The organism is Bacillus sp. EB V-12, assembly GCF_056158125.1.
Map to the genome: position 1 here is coordinate 1,220,573 of NZ_JBUXJL010000001.1, position 14,440 is coordinate 1,235,012.

Annotated in this window: 13 protein-coding genes and 1 pseudogene; 12 read left to right on the forward strand and 2 right to left on the reverse strand. The window is 33.4% G+C overall.

Annotated features, from left to right (window positions below):
• Window positions 1-3: 3 nt before the first annotated feature.
• The 7 genes from ACZDYH_RS06285 to ACZDYH_RS06315 all read left to right on the forward strand — a co-directional run bounded on the left by ACZDYH_RS06285 (window position 4) and on the right by ACZDYH_RS06315 (window position 9,291).
• Window positions 4-549: a hypothetical protein gene (locus ACZDYH_RS06285; RefSeq protein ID WP_434712450.1), complete on the forward strand. Its 546-nt coding sequence runs from the start codon at window positions 4-6 to the stop codon at window positions 547-549.
• Between the two features lie 178 nt (window positions 550-727).
• Window positions 728-1,489, forward strand: coding sequence for a glycosyltransferase family 2 protein (locus ACZDYH_RS06290; RefSeq protein WP_000140997.1), 762 nt, complete (start codon window positions 728-730; stop codon window positions 1,487-1,489).
• 573 nt (window positions 1,490-2,062) lie between these two features.
• Window positions 2,063-2,785: an RNA polymerase sigma factor SigI gene (gene sigI, locus ACZDYH_RS06295; RefSeq protein ID WP_002082432.1), complete on the forward strand. Its 723-nt coding sequence runs from the start codon at window positions 2,063-2,065 to the stop codon at window positions 2,783-2,785.
• Window positions 2,775-4,112 (forward strand): anti-sigma factor domain-containing protein, encoded by a 1,338-nt coding sequence (locus tag ACZDYH_RS06300; RefSeq protein WP_474885914.1) that lies wholly within the window; start codon window positions 2,775-2,777, stop codon window positions 4,110-4,112. The genes sigI and ACZDYH_RS06300 overlap by 11 nt, the downstream gene beginning before the upstream one ends.
• Before the next feature lie 203 nt (window positions 4,113-4,315).
• Entirely contained in the window at window positions 4,316-7,663 is a 3,348-nt protein-coding gene (locus ACZDYH_RS06305; protein ID WP_434712447.1) for a trifunctional glycoside hydrolase family 18/polysaccharide deacetylase/glycosyltransferase family 2 protein, read from the forward strand.
• 249 nt (window positions 7,664-7,912) lie between these two features.
• Window positions 7,913-8,188 carry an ArsR/SmtB family transcription factor gene (locus ACZDYH_RS06310; protein ID WP_000660066.1) on the forward strand — a complete coding sequence of 92 codons (276 nt, stop codon included), beginning with the start codon at window positions 7,913-7,915 and terminating at the stop codon, window positions 8,186-8,188.
• A gap of 302 nt (window positions 8,189-8,490) precedes the next feature.
• A complete protein-coding gene (locus ACZDYH_RS06315; protein WP_139849028.1) occupies window positions 8,491-9,291 on the forward strand; it encodes an ABC transporter ATP-binding protein in 801 nt (266 codons plus the stop codon).
• Between the two features lie 193 nt (window positions 9,292-9,484).
• Here ACZDYH_RS06315 and ACZDYH_RS06320 read toward each other — a convergent pair whose 3' ends face one another.
• Complete coding sequence (locus ACZDYH_RS06320) at window positions 9,485-9,808, reverse strand: winged helix-turn-helix transcriptional regulator (protein WP_001072980.1); 324 nt, start codon at window positions 9,806-9,808, stop codon at window positions 9,485-9,487.
• Between the two features lie 124 nt (window positions 9,809-9,932).
• On the opposite strand from ACZDYH_RS06320, the gene ACZDYH_RS06325 reads away from it, so the two are divergent.
• The 4 genes and pseudogenes from ACZDYH_RS06325 to ACZDYH_RS06340 all read left to right on the forward strand — a co-directional run bounded on the left by ACZDYH_RS06325 (window position 9,933) and on the right by ACZDYH_RS06340 (window position 13,286).
• Window positions 9,933-10,466 (forward strand): NAD(P)H-dependent oxidoreductase, encoded by a 534-nt coding sequence (locus ACZDYH_RS06325; RefSeq protein WP_025921899.1) that lies wholly within the window; start codon window positions 9,933-9,935, stop codon window positions 10,464-10,466.
• 143 nt (window positions 10,467-10,609) lie between these two features.
• Window positions 10,610-12,103 carry a class I adenylate-forming enzyme family protein gene (locus ACZDYH_RS06330; RefSeq protein ID WP_088363238.1) on the forward strand — a complete coding sequence of 498 codons (1,494 nt, stop codon included), beginning with the start codon at window positions 10,610-10,612 and terminating at the stop codon, window positions 12,101-12,103.
• A gap of 144 nt (window positions 12,104-12,247) precedes the next feature.
• Window positions 12,248-12,340, forward strand: a pseudogene (locus ACZDYH_RS06335) (GNAT family N-acetyltransferase); the annotation flags it as partial.
• A gap of 46 nt (window positions 12,341-12,386) precedes the next feature.
• Entirely contained in the window at window positions 12,387-13,286 is a 900-nt protein-coding gene (locus ACZDYH_RS06340) for a PhzF family phenazine biosynthesis isomerase (RefSeq protein WP_474885918.1), read from the forward strand.
• A gap of 33 nt (window positions 13,287-13,319) precedes the next feature.
• Here ACZDYH_RS06340 and ACZDYH_RS06345 read toward each other — a convergent pair whose 3' ends face one another.
• A complete protein-coding gene (locus tag ACZDYH_RS06345; protein ID WP_000801653.1) occupies window positions 13,320-13,529 on the reverse strand; it encodes a hypothetical protein in 210 nt (69 codons plus the stop codon).
• Window positions 13,530-13,612: 83 nt separating this feature from the next.
• Here ACZDYH_RS06345 and ACZDYH_RS06350 point away from each other — a divergent pair, with 83 nt between their 5' ends.
• Window positions 13,613-14,362 carry a Nif3-like dinuclear metal center hexameric protein gene (locus ACZDYH_RS06350; protein ID WP_088363237.1) on the forward strand — a complete coding sequence of 250 codons (750 nt, stop codon included), beginning with the start codon at window positions 13,613-13,615 and terminating at the stop codon, window positions 14,360-14,362.
• The last annotated feature ends 78 nt before the right edge of the window (window positions 14,363-14,440 follow it).

Below are 14,440 nucleotides of genomic sequence, written 5' to 3' on the forward strand. Positions count from 1 at the left end.
CGCATGAATAAAGTTTTCATTATTATTCTTGTAGTCGTTATCGTATTGATTATTAGGCAGCTTATCCCTAAACAAGTAGGTAGTTTTGATCTTCTTGGTATACCAATCATGGCTATAATTAGAACTTATATGGGTCTTCCAAATAGATTGGACTTTATTATTACAATTGAATTAATTAGTTTGCTTATATTAGGAGCGATAGTTGGTTACTGGCAAGCTAAGAGAGTGAAAGTTTTTCATCATAACAATCAATTATGTAGTGTTGGAGGCTATTCGTATATTATCGGATGGATTATGATGCTTTTAGGGAGAATTGTAATTTTATTATTATTCAACCTTAATTCTCTCGTATCGACATTTCATGACGAACAGGAACAATTTACGAGTGAAATAATTAAAGTTCTTTCTCATGCTGGAGATTGGTTAATATGGTCTACTATTCTTGCATCTTCCATCATGTATACTGTTACTTTATATAAGAATCATCCAGATATCAGAAAAATTATACATGCTCGTTTTGAAGAAATAAAGCAACGAATAAAATATTAATGTAACTAATAAAAAACGTTATTCTTTCTAGTAATTTTGCTTATTTAGAAAGAATAACGTTTTTGTTTTTTAATACTCAAGTAATAGTTTACCTGCAGTTCCTATCATATAATTTATTGAATTTTAATATACGTTATGTATAACAGATATTTACCTTATAAAATAAGGGGGGAATATTATGACTGAGACAAACGAATCTTTAGAAGTTAATTTGAAAAAAGATGTGAAGTTTTCTATTATAATTCCTGCGCATAATGAAGAAAAGTACATTAGAAAATGTTTAGATTCAATTGCAAAGGCATCAGAGGCATATAAAGAGCAAACGGAAGTTATAGTTGTTTTAAATCGTTGCACAGATCAAACAGAGGAAATAGCAAAATCTTATAATTGTGTTACATTGAAAAATAACGATAAAAACTTATCTAAAATTCGAAATGCAGGGGCTAAAATAGCTAATGGAGAAATAATCGTCACTATAGACGCTGATACCATAATGACAGAGTCTATGTTGTCTAATGTAGATAAATATTTAGCTTCAGGTAAATACATTGGTGGTGGGGTAAATGGGAAGTTTGAAAGAATATCTTTAGGAATATTTCTCTCCGCAATGTTAATCATAATCCCCTTACTTTTTAAGTACGGAGCTATATCTGTAGGGATTTTTTGGTGCTATAGAAAAGATTTTATGGCAATCAACGGATTTAATGAAAACATGCTTATGGCAGAAGATGCAGATTTCGCTAAACGTTTAAAAGAGTGGGGAAAGAAAAATAATAAGAAATTCGGTACTATTAAAAATGGAATGATAACTTCATGCAGAAGATTTGATACATATGGAGACTGGACTTTACTTAAAAATCCAAAAGTAATTTTAGCTTATCTAAAAGGAAATGATAGAAAATACGCAGATAAGACATATTATGATAACCAAGAAAGATGAAAATGGAGAAAATCTGCAGGGGAGAGCTAGTACTTTTTTAGATATAATGAGAATCCAACTTAATTTAATAGATATTATAAGAAAACCATCAATTTGATTACCCTTTTTCAAATTGATGGTTTTTATTTTTGAAATAAATATGTATTTTTTTATAAAAATATTTTTTGACCCCCATAAAACTTTGTACTCCTCCGAATATGTATAGTGAAAAAAATAAATAGAAGAAAAATGACTATGAAAGAATATAGAAGTATTAATAAAATTACTAGATTAAGTGGCATCCAAAACGGAAGGATGAAATTACCAATTATATAGAGAAGAGTTATTCAAGGATTGCAGATAAAATAGAAAATGAATAAGCAAAACGAACGGTAGAAAATAAGAAAGTAGATAAAAATACAAACTTAACTTTAGTGCCGAGAGAAAAGGAAAAATCATTAAGAAAACGTTAGACTCTAAAAATATAACTAACAGCAAGAAAACAAGACCGAAGAAAAGTACCAAGAAAATCTGGTTAAATGGTCACTTGTGTAGTGGCCATTTTGCTATTTGAAGGAGGCTGGGAGATTACAAGTGTTGAGTTTAGTAATGAAGATCTTAAGAAAACCGAAAATAGAAGATATCGTATGTAACATACAAAACAACGAAGAAGATAAAGAAGCGTTTATCGTACAGTATCAGCCTTTTATTAGAAAATCAATCTCATCTGTCTGCCGCCGATATATTACAGAACAGGATGATGAATATAGCATTGGATTGTTTGCATTTAACGAAGCAATTGAACAGTATTCCTATACAAAAGGAAAATCCTTTTTAGCGTTTGCTGATCTTCTTATAAAAAGAGATGTAATTGACTATATACGTAAGGAGTCTAAACATAACTTTGTCTTTTTAAAAGAAGATGAGCAAGAGGAAATGTTAGAAATGCAAGTGTCGCTTACGGAGTATATGAAAGAGATGGAAAATAGTAACCGTAAGGAGGAAATTCTTCATTTTCAAAGTGTGCTAGCTGAGTTTAAAATCACATTCTCAGAGCTTGCTAAAGAATCTCCTAAGCATCGTGATACGCGTGAGCACTTAATAGAAATTGTAAAAATTATTATAAAAGAAGAGGAAATGATGGAAGAGCTGTTCCGAAAGAAAAAGTTACCGCTTAAACATATTGAACCGCGTGTTAGGGTAAGTCGTAAAACGTTGGAACGACATAGAAAATACATTATTGCAATGTGTATTATTTTTGCAAACAACTATACATATATTCTGGATTACATAAGAGGGGAAAAGCATGATGAATAAAGGAATTGTGATGGATATAAAAAAGCATAGCGTAGTTGTTTTAACACCAAATGGAGAGTTTATTACGTGTAAAAGAAAAGGGGATTCTTGCATGATCGGGGAGGAAATCTCATTTGATGAGCAAGAACAAAAAGCATCGCATTTTTCGATCCCTTCCTTTTTAAAACCTGCATCAATACTTGTTGCTTGTTTTCTATTTGCAGTGCTGTTTTTCTACAACCAACCAGAAGAAAAAGTATTTGCTTACGTCTCAGTTGATATAAATCCAAGTTTAGAGGTGAGCGTAACGAAGGATTTTCGTGTTATAGATTTACAGGCTTGTAATGATGATGGAAGGCGTATTTTAAAAGAATTGAAGCAATGGGAAAATAAACAATTACAAGAAGTAATACGTACTATTATAAAGCAAAGTCAAGAGGATAGGTATTTAACGAATGATAAGCAAGTTATGCTAACAGCAGTTGCAAAGGACAAGGCGCTAGAACCACAGTTAGAAAAGGCAATGAAAGAATTGAAGAAAGAATATGAGTTAAAACATATTACAGTTGAATATCAAAGTAGCACGATGCAAGTACGAGAGAATGCTAGAAAAGCTGGAATTGGCACAGGTGTCTATATAAAGCAAGAGAATGAGAAAAACAAATCGCTTACTCCTCCTGCCACGCCGCCTAATCCGGTGGGAAATGAAGAAGAGGTGCAATCACAGCCGGAGTCATCTCCTGATGCATCAATGGATTTATCTCCTGTAGACGAAAAAAAATATGAAAAGCAAGAGCAGAAAGAACAAAAGAAAACAGAGGAACAGCCATCGAAGCAAATAAAAGAAAACAATGGAAGAGGATCTCAGCAAGAAAATAGAGGGAATCAACAGGAGAATAAAAGTAGAGAATCACAACAAGGAAATAATGGGAATCAGCAAGGGAACAATGGAAGAGGATCACAACAAGGGAATAATGGAAATGGGCAAGGGAACAACGGAAGAGGATCACAACAAGGAAATAATGGAAATGGGCAAGGGAGCAACGGAAGAGGATCACAACAAGGGAATAATGGAAATGGGCAAGGGAACAACGGAAGAGAATCACAACAAGGAAATAATGGAAATGGACAAGGGAACAACGGAAGAGAATCACAACAAGGAAATAATGGGAACGAGCAAGGAAACAACGGAAGAGGGTCACAACAAGGGAATAATGGAAATGGGCAAGGGAACAATGGAAGAGGATCCCAGAAAGAAAATGGTGGAAACGAGCAAGGGAACAATGGTAGGGGGTCTCAACAAGAAAATAGAGGCCACCAGCAAGGGAATGAAAAGAAGAATCAATAGAATATGGAAGTGAGAGATTCATTTCAAAGCTAAAAGGATTTCTCTCGCTATTGTGGGCAGTAAAACTCCCATCTCAAAATTTGGCTGGGCAAAGAAGTTAGGTGGGAGTTGGGCTGCTTGTAAATGCTCAATTGGTGAGGGCTGATTAAAGTTACACTTTATTATTTTATAGTTCTATTAAGAAGGAGTATGTGAAAAATATAATGGAGAAAAACATTCAACAAGACAAAGATAAAGAAAAACCTGTTTTTTATGATCCGAAAGGAAGGAGAAACATAGCCTTTATTTCGTTTCTATGTATCTCAATAGTTAGTGTAGGTGTTGTATTCTATTTTTTCTTTCAAAGTATTTTTTCAACACCAGAAATTCCAAATATGAATACCGCTGTACAACAAGATACTAAACTTGTACCAATTAATCAAAAACTTAGTGATCAGCAGTTAAAGAAGGAAGAATTTAACCCAAATACCGAAACGAAGGATAATAAAAATTTGGTGAATCCGCCGAAGGATAGTAAACAACCTAAAGAAGTGTATGGTTTTTACGTAAACTGGGATGAAAATAGTACCGCTTCTTTAAAAGAAAATATCGATTCCTTAACTACGTTAGTACCAGAGTGGTATCATTTAAAAGCAGATTTAACGATTAGAAGTGAGATCAAACCTGAGATAGTAAAGTTGGCAGAAAAAAATCAAGTGAAGATTATGCCTTTGCTTACTAACTATACTGAGGAAGCTTCTGGTCCTGATAGTGGGCTAATTCATAAGTTACTGAATTCCTCAAATGATGTAAAGACAAAGTTTATTAATGATTTAGTAAGCCAAGTTAAAAAGAATCATTTTTCAGGAATTAATATTGACTTTGAGGCTGTACCTGAAAGTGATAGAGAAAACTTAACAAATTTTATGAAAGAACTTACTACGGAATTTCATGAACATGATTTGCTCGTTACACAAGATGTTCCAGCTAATGATAAGGCTTTTGATTATAGTGCGTTAGCAAAAATAATAGATCGAATGATTGTAATGATGTACGATGAGCACTATGGAGCCGGGGAACCAGGACCAATTGCTTCAAATAAATGGTTCCAACATACATTGAAAGAACTGAATATTCCGTCTAATAAGCTTATAGTTGCTTTCGGTAACTATGGATATGATTGGCAAGTAAATAGTAAAGAAGCTGCGAAGTCTTTAACTTTCTCAGAAGTTATGGCAATGGCTCATGATTCAAATATGAAAATTCAATGGGATAAAATGAGTGGAAACCCTTATTTTAGGTATAAAACAGAAGGGAAAGAACATACTGCTTGGTTCTTAGACAGTGTTACTCTCTATAATCAAGTGAAAATTGCAATGGAGAACAATGCAAAGGGCTTTGCATTATGGAGACTAGGAGCAGAAGACCCTACAATATGGAAAGTTTTAAAAAATCCTATTGAGGCACAAAAAAATCCTAATGTATTACATAAAATCAATAGTTTAGATGAAGTAAATTATTCTGGACAAGGTGAAATTTTACAGATTGAGAATGAAAGAAAAAATGGATTGAGAGATTTTAAAGTAGGCAAAGATGGTTATATTACAGATGAAGTATATCAATCCTTACCATCTGCATATGAAGTGCAACGATATGGAAAACCAAATGGGAAACAAGTAGTATTAACATTTGATGATGGACCAGACCCGAAATATACGCCAGAAATTTTAGATATATTAAAAGAGAATCAAATAAAAGCTGCTTTTTTTGTACTTGGTGAAAACGCACAACTAAATACTAGTATTGTAAAAAGAATATACGATGAAGGGCATGAAATTGGGAATCATACTTTCAAGCATCCTAACATAGCTGATACGTCTTTACTACGAACGAAAGTAGAACTTAATACGACGCAACGTTTAATTCAGGAAGTAACTGGACATTCTACGGTTTTATTTAGACCGCCATATGAAGCGGATGCTAACCCGGATTCATCAAATGAAATATTGCCTATTTTACGTGCACAAAATATGAACTATACAATGGTAGCGGAAAAAGTTGATCCCGAAGACTGGGCAACACCATCAACAAATGAATTAGTAAGACGTGCTCTTAATCCTATTTATAAGGGAGAGGGAAATATTATTCTTCTCCATGATGCGGGAGGGGATCGTACCCATACAGTAGAGGCGCTCCCAATCATTATTAAAGACTTAAAAAAGCATGGATATAGTTTTGTAACAATTTCAGATTTAATGAATAAAGAACGAGATGAAATTATGCCTCCTGTTTCTTCTGAGGGGAAGCAATATTTACTTTACAATAAAGCTGTCTTTTCAGGAGCTGGATATTTTAAGCATATATTAACAACTATTTTTTATATTGCTATTGGATTAGGGATTTTTCGATTTTTATTCTTAATTTATTTTGCATGGAAGCAGAAAAGAAAAACGTTATCTCGCTATATTAATTCGTCTTATCAACCTTTTGTTAGTGTTGTCATAGCGGCATATAATGAAGAAAAGGTGATAGCCAAGACGATTCACTCAATTTTGAATAGTAATTATAGAGAATTTGAAGTTATTGTTGTGGATGACGGATCGACAGATGGTACGTCAAAAGTAATGAAAGAAACATTTTATAAACACCCTAAAGTTCGTTTCATTCAGAAAGAAAACGGCGGGAAATCATCGGCAATGAACCTAGGGTTTCAACAATCGCGAGGAGAAATCATTGTCACTTTAGATGCGGATACTATTATTGCGCAAGATGCTATTTCTTTAATGGTTAGACACTTTGAAGATCAGAATGTAGCTGCAGTTTCAGGTAATGTCAAAGTGGGGAATAGACGGAATTTGTTAACTACTTGGCAACATGTTGAGTATATTACAGGGTTTAATTTAGAACGTAGAGCTTTTGATGAGTTAAATTGTATTACAGTCGTTCCAGGAGCTATTGGGGCGTGGCGCAAGAAGAATGTAGTTGAATCTGGATATTTAAGCGAAGATACATTAGCAGAAGATACGGATCTTACTATTACATTTTTACGTCAAGGGCATAGAATTGTATATGAAGAAAAAGCGCATGCTTTTACGGAATCACCTGAGGATGTGAAAAGTCTCATTAAACAGCGATATCGTTGGTCATATGGTACACTTCAATGTCTTTGGAAACATCGAAAAGCGTTGTGTAATTCAAAACATAAAACATTAGGGTTTATTGCACTGCCTAATATGTGGTTATTCCAATATGTTCTGCAATTCATTGCTCCTTTTGCAGATATATTAATGATTATAGGACTATTTAGTAGTAATCCGCTAAAAGTTTTAGGGTTTTATCTTGTATTCTTTTTAATGGATCTTCTCGCTTCTCTGTTCGCATTTAAATTAGAGGAAGAAAATCCGAAACCATTAGTATGGTTAATTTTACAACGTTTTATTTATCGTCAATTTATGACTTATGTTGTCATTAAATCTATATTCTCATCGCTTCGAGGAGTAGCGGTAGGGTGGAATAAACTAAAGAGACTGGGGAGTGTTAAACATTCCACGGAACATAAGGAGGCATCATAAAAGAGCAGACTATCTGCTCTTTTTTTCATTGATTTTAGTTAGTTGAATGTAGAGTTGTAGCATAAAAACTGCTGCTTCTATAATGAGATTCCTATTCATCATTAATGGTGAGACATTATGTTAAGCTAATCCTTTAGTTTCGGATTAAATTTTTTTATATTTTTTTAAAATGACGGACACAAAAACGCATATACCTTCGAATTATATATATGGATAACATAAATATGTATATAAAAGGGGAGAAATAAGATGAAAGAAAAAAAAGAAATGTTTCAAGAAATCGCTGAGGTGTTAAAGGTATTGGCGCATCCAGTCCGTCTATCTTTAGTAAAAATAATGCTTGCAAAAGGTCCTACTAATGTAACAACAATGTATGGGGATTTACAAATGCCTCAAAGTACAATTAGTCAACATTTATCTAAACTAAAAGCTGCTAAAATGGTTACAGGTACTCGGAAAGGATTAGAAATTTATTATGAGGTAACTGACAATCGCACAAAATCAATATTAGCATGTTTAGTTTAAATAATGCCTTCTATTTCAAAATAAAAAACGCTATTCTTTTCTATGATTTTACAGAGAGAATAGCGTTTTTTATTTTGAAGGAGTATCTTTTTATTAGCTTGATGGTGATAGGGTATTATCTCTAAAATACAAAAATATTGATTTCGCTTTTATTCTTTCTCAGGAGTTTGAGCTCAAAAGGCCGACTATCACTTTGTTTCCAATGAACTGGACAGTGGAAGAACTTATATTTTTGAATAGAGGGCATTCTATGTTTTTGATATATTAATAGTTGGGGAACAAAAATAAGGGGGGATATAGAAATGGAATTATTTGATTACTATAAGCGAAAAGGAAAGATGAAACTGTTAATTGGGACGGGTATTTTTATTCTTGCTTTATGCGCTGTATATGAAGATTGGGGACATATTAATTGGGGGCAGTTTATCTTTTTTGTTATCGCTGCTTCTATCTTTTTTGGAATTGGATTTTGGCAGTTAAGAAAAGGAAAGTTGATACAAAAGAATATGATAAAAAGTAATGCAACATTTTGGGATGTTGATACTTTAGTTGTATTAGAATTACCTAAACGAAACAAGCAATTTGGTTTATATCATCCTGATGGTAAGTATATAGCAGGAACAAAGGTGGTTTCATCAAATATTCTTTTTTCAGTAATACCTTTTTTACATAATAAAGATGTTTACGGATTAGAAACGAGTAGCGGGGAAATTCTAGCTTATTTTCATACTGAAGTGGACGGATATGATTGGGTAATTTATGACTCGAATTATAACCAAATTGGTATGTTTAAAGAAAAAATGATACAAGGATTTACTATGATACGAGGTACTTTGATGACAGATAAAGCCACAAAATTGTCAGATGTAGAAGTTGAGTTTGATTTTATTCAAAGTACTCTCCGTACAATAGATGGACGTACATTAGCAATTGGTAAGCAGGGATATATGCCTATAGAATGGAGTGAAAGGTTTATGGGTTTAAATGTACCTACTATTACCTTAGGTTCTAATGCGTCTAATAATGAAAAAATTCTCGGTTTAGGGGTGCTTCTTTATAGCTTACGTACAATTGAGATTAGAAAAAGTAGAGCGAGCGCTTAATGAGGCGGAAGTAGTGTTTATATGCGAAACTGTATAGAAATCTCATTTTTCTAATTGTATCTTTTTAGATTGATGGATGTGGGGTCACGTCCATCAATCTAAGAAAACAAGTTAGCTAAAAAATGATGAAAATAAACTTTATAAAAATAAAAAATATGAACGTAGAGGATGAAACAAAGTATATAGTGCTTTTTTAGTCATGTAATCTTTTAATCTGATGATCTTTTCCCCATTCAAACAGATCATTCATTATTTGCATTAAAGATTTTCCGTATTCACTTATGGTGTACTCGACCTTTGGTGGTACTTCTTGATATACGGTACGATAGATAATCCCATCAGCTTCAAGTTGCCGAAGTTGTTGTGTAAGAACCTTTTGTGTAATGTTTGGGATTTCTCGTTTAATTTCATTTGTTCGCATTTTTCCATCCGACAAAATACATAAAATATGAACTTTCCATTTTCCACCGATTACATCGAGTGTTGTTGCAATTGGGCAATTATCATTTTGATTCATATAACACCTCCAAAGGTACTTCAAGGTTCCTATAGTACCTGAAAGTACGTACTTTTCAATTATATGTAACTCATTCATACTAATACGTAAAGGATTGATTAATTTATAAAGGGGCTGGAAAATGATGAGAACACTTGTAATTGTAGCACACCCTCATATTGAAAAATCAAAAATTAATAAAAGATGGATAGAAGAACTTGAGAAACATTCAGATGAAATTACGGTGCATGAATTATATAAGGTGGCACCGAATTGGGAGTTTAATATTGAAGAAGAGCAAAAGTTATTAGTAGAACATGACAGATATATATTCCAATTTCCGCTTTACTGGTACAGCACACCACCATTATTAAAAAAATGGTTTGATGATGTATTAACATATGGATTTGCGTACGGATCACAAGGAGATAAAGTGAAGGGGAAAGAATTTGGTGTAGCTATTTCTATAGGTGGATTAGAAAAAGACTATGAAAATAGTGGGATTACAATGGATGAGTTGACGAAACCATTCCAAGCTACATGCCTATATACAGGTATGGAATTTATACCTTCCTTTTATTTATATGGTGCAGAATATAAACTAAGTGATGAAGAGATTGATAAAAGTGCACCTGAGTATGTGCAATATGTGATGAACAAGAAGTATTCTAATATATAATGAAAAATAGCCATTTACTTGTGAAGTAAATGGCTATTTTATATTCTTCTTATATTCACTAAGTGTAATCTTTAGTAAATTAATAGTTAATCTGATAAAATAAAAAACCTAACATATATAAAGGGGAGTTTTACTTGAGAACGATGCGACAATTATTACAAAAGAGAGCAATGCAATCACCAAATTTGGAAGCGCTTGTAGGGGGGAAGAAAAGATATTCATTTCAGCAATATAATGAACGAGTAAATCAGCTTGCACATTATTTGTTACATAATGGTGTGCAAAGAGGAGATCGTATAGGAATACTATGCAAAAATAATCACCCATTTCCAAGCGTTATGATGGCAAGTTTAAAAATTGGAGCGGTATTTATTCCGCTAAATCATCAGCTTACTGTATATGAATTAGAAACGATTGTAAAAGAAGCGAAATTAAAAGTGTTAGTTATTGATGAAGAATTTAGTGAAGTGTTATTAAATGTTGATGCTGTTAAAGAAATCCCTTATGTAATTCAAACGACAAAAGAAGGCTTTGGTTCATTTGAATTAGAGTTGCAAAAACAGCCAACGACAGAACCGAACGTAGAAGTTCATGAAGAAGACGATGCCATTTACTTATTTACTTCAGGAACGACTGGACAGGCGAAAGCATGTGTAATTGGACATAAAAACTTACATCATTATTTTGCTGAAATTGCGGGACAAAGAGAAATCCCAGCAGGTGAACGCTTTTTATCTGTGCATCCATTGTTTCATATGAGTGGCGTGCTTTCTATTTTAAATTGTATTTATCATGGCGTTACGATGATCTTCTTAGCTGATTCGAATCCTGCTATTATTTGGGATAAGATTGAAGAAGAGAAAATTACTACGATGCTTGCTTTCCCAGCCGTTTATAGCTACATGCTTGATGAATTAAATAAAAAAGAACGTAACATTTCAACCTTTAAAGTAGCACAAAGCGGTGGTACAAAAGTGCCAGAAACACTCATTCAAAAATATATGGAAAAAGGCATATATATGGTGCAAGGCTATGGTAGTACAGAAGGTTGGGTTGTAACCTCATGGCATCCAATGATGGGAAAAGAAAAGATGTCTTCTGTAGGAAAGACCTTGAAAAATGTAGAGGTGAAAATTGTTCATCCGGAAACAGGACATGAACTAACAACAAATGAAGTTGGAGAGATTCATGTGAAAAGTCCATACATGTTTAAAGGGTATTGGAATAATGAAAAGGCGACAAAGAAGGTAGTAAAAGATAACTGGTTTAACATGGGTGATGCTGGCATGATAGATGATGATGGATTCCTGCATATTATGGGAAGATATAAAGACGTTATTATACGCGGTGGTGACAACGTATATCCAGATCAAGTAGAAGATGTTATTCATGAAATACATGGTGTTTTAGAAGTTGCAGTAGTTGGAGTTCCAGATGACTTTTGGGGAGAGGTTCCAAGAGCTTACATTGTGAAGGATGGCGAAACAACATTAACAGAAGAAAGTATTATTCAGTATTGTAAGGAGAAGTTAGCAAGTTACAAAATTCCAGAAGTGGTATTCTTAGAAGAGTTACCGAAAAATGCTTTAGGGAAAGTGTTGAAGAGGGAATTACGAGATGTAGTTCTTGTGAAATAGAAAATTATAAAACGATGGAGAACCCAGTTATGTATAAAGCATGACTGGGTTTTTATGTATCAAAAACATAATGATTTACTAGATTTTGTATTTTGTGTAAGATAATAAAGAAAATTCAATTAATATTCTGAGGGATGAAATTAAATGAAGCTATCGTTATTAGAAGTAGAGACGGATAGACTCATTATCCGTCCATTTCAAAAAGCTGATTATGGAAGCTGGTTAGATCAATTTTCTTATTGATTATAAAAATAAAGAAATGGACAAATAAGGGGAAAAGAAAATGAAGACTATAAACGTATTTCATTATGACGCATTTACGAATAAACCAAATAAGGGAAATCCAGCAGGTATTGTATTAGAAGCAGATGGATTAACGGAAGGGGAAATGCAAATTATTGCTGAAAAAGTTGGATATAACGAAACAACTTTTGTTCTTTCCTCAGAAGTAGGAGATATAAGAATGCGCTATTTTACACCTGGTTTTGAAATGGATTTATGTGGTCATGGGACAGTAGGGACGATATATGCCTTGCGCGAAAAAGGTTTATTAGAAGAGAAAAGTAACCTTACGATTGAAACGAAGGCAGGGATTTTACCGATACAAATAGGTGTAAATGAAAATGGAGAAACCTTTATTAAAATGAGGCAGACAGCACCTCAGTTTAAAGATTTTGCAGGTTCAAAAGAAGAATTAGCTCATAGTATTGGTTTAGAAGTAAATGATTTAGATGTAAGTTTACCGATAGTATATGGAAGTACAGGAAACTGGACTGTAATTGTGCCGATTAAAAATCTAGATGCGTGTGAGAGAATGAAACCTAATAATGCTGCATTTCCATCGGTATTAAAAGAAATACCTAATGCTTCTATTCACCCAATTTGTCTAGAAACTTATGATGAACTAGCACAAATGCATGGCCGTCATTTCTCGTCAGCTTATGCTGGGACGATTGAAGATCCAGTGACAGGAACAGCTTCAGGTGTAATGGGAGCGTATTATGCGGAGTATTTAGAGAAAGATTTTGAACATGAATTGGGTTTAATCGTTGAGCAAGGACAGGAAATAAATAAAGATGGCCGTGTAACTGTTTATGTAACGAAAGGGATAGAAAACGAAAAGTTACAAATAGATATTGCTGGAACAGCGGTGTATGTGAAAGAGTTTGAAGTTTCAATATAAAAAAAGAAAGCCCGGCATACATCCGGACTTTCATTATCTGTTCAACACTTCAATATACGAAGCATCTCCAGTTGTTCTTAAAGCAGAGCGAAAATTGTTATTTTCTAGCGTTTTAGCGACTTGTTGTAATTGCTGTGCATCATCATGATGGATAAGTAAGCTGTCAGCACCGCTTTCTTCTATATGAATATGTTCGACGTTTCCAATGGCATCATGTACAGCTTTTAAAAATTCAGGTTTCATGGTGTCCTCCTATATGTATGTAACGTTTTTATTTAGTATTTCCTTATTTTTGAAATATAAAAGTAAATGAAAGGAGAAATAAAATGAATATAAAGCAGTTTAACGAACATATAACATCACTATTTGGAGAGCATCTTCATAAATACGGCGATGATGAATATGGTTTTACTCATATAAGTAAAGATGAATTTCACAAAATCGGTTACACAACAAATTTAACGTTAGAAACTATTGAAGAAGCGTATAGAAATGGAGTCGATATGATAGTTACACATCATGCGCCGTGGAGTTTTTTATTTGGTATGGGAGAGGCTTGTATTGAGAAATTGAAGCAATATGAAATGAATCATTTTTGGGTTCATTTGCCGTTAGATTTTGTAAAGTTTGGCACATGTACATCGTTATTTAACGGAATTGGGATAGATACAATACTGGAATATTCCACGTATGAGGAAGAAGAACTACCGGGAATAGGAGAATATAAAGAAGCGATTCCTTTTTCAAACTTAGTTGGAAAACTTGAAGAAAGAATGGAAGAGAAAGTGAAGAGCTGGAGAAATCACGATAAACCAGTAAAACGGATTGCGATTTTAACCGGTGCAGGAAACAATACAAATTTGATTGAACGTGCATTAGAAAAAGGGTGTGACACGTACATAACAGGTGAAAAAACATTATATACAGTGCAACATGCGAAATTTAAAGGGATTAATTTAATTGTAGGCAGTCATACGTTTACAGAAGTGTTTGGTGTAGAAAGTTTGGCTCATAAGTTAAAAGAAAGAGATAATTCAATAGAAATTACTAGATTAAATGAAGAACATTTTGAGTGAAGAAATTACATCGCATTACCATCAATGGAATGAACTATATGATGGAATATTGAAAGACGCAGTTGCAATGAAATAAAA

Bases quoted from the DNA above. Each gene is read 5' to 3' on its own strand.
- ACZDYH_RS06285 (WP_434712450.1), top strand. From the start codon at position 4: ATGAATAAAGTTTTCATTATTATTCTTGTAGTCGTTATCGTATTGATT.
- ACZDYH_RS06290 (WP_000140997.1), top strand. From the start codon at position 728: ATGACTGAGACAAACGAATCTTTAGAAGTTAATTTGAAAAAAGATGTG.
- ACZDYH_RS06300 (WP_474885914.1), top strand. From the start codon at position 2,775: ATGATGAATAAAGGAATTGTGATGGATATAAAAAAGCATAGCGTAGTT.
- ACZDYH_RS06305 (WP_434712447.1), top strand. From the start codon at position 4,316: ATGGAGAAAAACATTCAACAAGACAAAGATAAAGAAAAACCTGTTTTT.
- ACZDYH_RS06310 (WP_000660066.1), top strand. From the start codon at position 7,913: ATGAAAGAAAAAAAAGAAATGTTTCAAGAAATCGCTGAGGTGTTAAAG.
- ACZDYH_RS06315 (WP_139849028.1), top strand. From the start codon at position 8,491: ATGGAATTATTTGATTACTATAAGCGAAAAGGAAAGATGAAACTGTTA.
- ACZDYH_RS06320 (WP_001072980.1), bottom strand. From the start codon at position 9,808: ATGAATCAAAATGATAATTGCCCAATTGCAACAACACTCGATGTAATC.
- ACZDYH_RS06325 (WP_025921899.1), top strand. From the start codon at position 9,933: ATGAGAACACTTGTAATTGTAGCACACCCTCATATTGAAAAATCAAAA.
- ACZDYH_RS06330 (WP_088363238.1), top strand. From the start codon at position 10,610: ATGCGACAATTATTACAAAAGAGAGCAATGCAATCACCAAATTTGGAA.
- ACZDYH_RS06340 (WP_474885918.1), top strand. From the start codon at position 12,387: ATGAAGACTATAAACGTATTTCATTATGACGCATTTACGAATAAACCA.
- ACZDYH_RS06345 (WP_000801653.1), bottom strand. From the start codon at position 13,529: ATGAAACCTGAATTTTTAAAAGCTGTACATGATGCCATTGGAAACGTC.
- ACZDYH_RS06350 (WP_088363237.1), top strand. From the start codon at position 13,613: ATGAATATAAAGCAGTTTAACGAACATATAACATCACTATTTGGAGAG.